We start from the raw sequence: 3,455 nt of genomic DNA, 5'->3' as shown, positions 1-3,455 counted from the left end.
CACTACTTATGTAATGAAGGATTCAAAAAAAGGCGATGACATACTCTCCCAGCAATGCTAGTACCATCTGCGCTAATAGGCTTAACTGCTCTGTTCGGAATGGGAAGAGGTGAGCCCTATTGCAATAATCACCTTAAGGTCTTTAATTAACAATTTTCAATAAGCAATGAACAATGATAATATTGATAATTGTACATTGTCAATTGTTAATTTAGATTATGTTGTACATATTGATAACTGACATCTAAGAGGTTTTTATATTTTTTTCTTGAGTTTCTTTGTACTCTGTACTTAATACTTTGTACTAAATTCTAAATCATAATCATTAAAGCCCGCAAGGTACATAAGCCTATGGGTTATTAGTACTACTCGGCTATGATGTTACCACCTTTACACCTGTAGCCTATCAAGGTCGTGATCTACAACCACCCTTTAAAGAAATCTCATCTTGTGGTGGGTTTCGCGCTTATATGCTTTCAGCGCTTATCCCTTCCCAACGTAGCTACTCTGCAATGCCGTTGGCACGACAACAGATACACCAGAGGTTAGTTCAACTCGGTCCTCTCGTACTAGAGTCAAATCCACGCAAATTTCTAACGCCCGCTACAGATAGAGACCGAACTGTCTCACGACGTTCTGAACCCAGCTCGCGTGCCACTTTAATGGGCGAACAGCCCAACCCTTGGGACCTTCTCCAGCCCCAGGATGTGACGAGCCGACATCGAGGTGCCAAACCCCCCCGTCGATGTGAGCTCTTGGGGGAGATCAGCCTGTTATCCCCGGAGTACCTTTTATCCTTTGAGCGATGGCCCTTCCATGCGGAACCACCGGATCACTATGCTCTTGTTTCCAACCTGATCGACTTGTAGGTCTCCCAGTCAAGCACCCTTATGCCATTGCACTCTACGTACGGTTACCAAGCGTACTGAGGGTACCTTTAGAAGCCTCCGTTACTCTTTTGGAGGCGACCACCCCAGTCAAACTACCCACCAAGCACTGTCCCCATCACTGGGTTAGAATCTAGATAAGCAAAGGGTGGTATTTCAACAATGACTCCACAACACCTAGCGATGCCGCTTCAAAGTCTCCCACCTATCCTACACATTACTTATCCAAACCCAATACTAAGCTATAGTAAAGGTTCACGGGGTCTTTTCGTCCCGTAGCGGGTAATCGGCATCTTCACCGATACTACAATTTCACCGAGCTCATGGCTGAGACAGTGTCCAGATCGTTGCACCATTCGTGCAGGTCGGAACTTACCCGACAAGGAATTTCGCTACCTTAGGACCGTTATAGTTACGGCCGCCGTTTACTGGGGCTTCATTTCAGATCTTCGCAAATGCTAAACCCTCCACTTAACCTTCCAGCACCGGGCAGGTGTCAGGCCCTATACATCAACTTTCGTTTTAGCAGAGCCCTGTGTTTTTGATAAACAGTCGCCTGGACCTTTTAACTGCGGCCCCACCGAAGTGGGGCGACCCTTCTCCCGAAGTTACGGGTCTATTTTGCCTAGTTCCTTAGCCATGAATCACTCGAGCTCCTTAGAATACTCATCCCAACTACCTGTGTCGGTTTACGGTACAGGCTGCATCTCTCGCTTTTCTTGGAACCTCTTACTTACTTTCGCTTCATCCGAAGATTAGGCTCAGCGTACATTTCCGTCAGTACGCAAGTATCTGGGAGATCCGTCACTTTTAATGAGTGCAGGTACAGGAATATTAACCTGTTGTCCATCGACTACCCCATTCGGGTTCGCCTTAGGCCCTGACTAACCCTCAGCTGATTAGCATCGCTGAGGAAACCTTAGTTTTTCGGAGGGCGGGGTTCTCACCCGCCTTATCGTTACTTATGCCTACATTTTCTTTTCTAATCAGTCCAGCATTTCTTACAAAACACCTTCGATCCAATTAGAATGCTCCCCTACCACTCTCGTCCATAGCTTCGGTAGTATATTTATGCCCGATTATTATCCATGCTCGACCGCTCGACTAGTGAGCTGTTACGCACTCTTTAAATGAATGGCTGCTTCCAAGCCAACATCCTAGCTGTCTGGGCAGTCAAACCTCGTTTATTCAACTTAATATACATTTGGGGACCTTAGCTGATGGTCTGGGTTCTTTCCCTCTCGGACATGGACCTTAGCACCCATGCCCTCACTGCTGTAAAACATTATATAGCATTCGGAGTTTGTCAGGAATTGGTAGGCGGTGAAGCCCCCGCATCCAATCAGTAGCTCTACCTCTATATAACTATCACAACGCTGCACCTAAATGCATTTCGGGGAGTACGAGCTATTTCCTGGTTTGATTGGCCTTTCACCCCTACCCACAGGTCATCCCAAGACTTTTCAACGTCAACGGGTTCGGTCCTCCACTCTGTGTTACCAAAGCTTCAACCTGCCCATGGGTAGATCACCAGGTTTCGCGTCTACTCAACCTAACTAATTCGCCCTATTAAGACTCGCTTTCGCTACGGCTCCTTGGCTGAACCAATTAACCTTGCTAGATAAAGTAACTCGTAGGCTCATTATGCAAAAGGCACGCCGTCACCCAGTTGGGCTCCGACCGCTTGTAGGTGTACGGTTTCAGGATCTATTTCACTCCCTTACTTAGGGTTCTTTTCACCTTTCCCTCACGGTACTAGTTCACTATCGGTCTCTCAGGAGTATTTAGCCTTACCGGATGGTCCCGGCAGATTCAGACAGGGTTCCACGTGCCCCGCCCTACTCAGGATACTACTAAATCTATTACGATTACCTATACAGGGCTATCACCTATATCGCTCAACTTTCCAGAGGATTCTAGTTCTCTTCTAGATTATATTGTAGTCCTACAACCCCTACTTTGCCGTAACAAAGTAGGTTTGGGCTTTTTCGCGTTCGCTCGCCACTACTAACGAAATCATTATTATTTTCTCTTCCTATGGTTACTTAGATGTTTCAGTTCACCACGTTTGCTTTCTTTCGAATAATATACCTTCAGTATATTGGGTTGCCCCATTCGGAAATCTTCGGGTAAGCGTATGTGCCACTAACCGAAGCTTATCGCAGCTTATCACGTCCTTCTTCGCCTCTGAGAGCCTAGGCATCCGCCATACACCCTTAATTAGCTTATTGTACCTATTTGCGTCTTTAATTTATTTGATTCTTGTTTTAAGTTGAAGGTTAAAAGTTTATAAAGTTCGAAAACTTGTAACTTGTAACTTTCTAACTTGAAACTTAATTTTTGTGTCTACTCAAGTAAAAATATTTTTTCTCTTAAATATCTTTTATCAATATGTCAATGAACTTTTATCTAAGTTCCTAAAGTCTGAAGGTTAAAGGTTTCAAAATTGAACTTTAAAACTTTATAAACTTTAATCTTTATAAACTTAAAATTGTGGAGAATATCGGAGTCGAACCGATGACCTCTTGCGTGCAAGGCAAGCGCTCTAGCCAGCTGAGCTAATCCCCC

The 3,455-nt window shown here is 44.8% G+C and carries 1 tRNA gene and 2 rRNA genes; all 3 read right to left on the bottom strand.

The features are described 5' to 3' along the window. Positions 1-27: 27 nt before the first annotated feature. Positions 28-136, bottom strand: a 5S ribosomal RNA gene (rrf, locus tag FS85_RS0110870). Positions 137-339: 203 nt separating this feature from the next. After that, positions 340-3,118 (bottom strand): 23S ribosomal RNA (locus FS85_RS0110865). 263 nt (positions 3,119-3,381) lie between these two features. Continuing rightward, positions 3,382-3,455 (bottom strand) — tRNA-Ala (locus tag FS85_RS0110860).

It is taken from the genome of Ochrovirga pacifica, from assembly GCF_000220525.1.
GTDB lineage: Bacteria > Bacteroidota > Bacteroidia > Flavobacteriales > Flavobacteriaceae > Ochrovirga > Ochrovirga pacifica.
The sequence above is the reverse complement of the archived record's forward strand: the minus strand, read 5'-3'. Positions and strand labels throughout refer to the sequence as shown.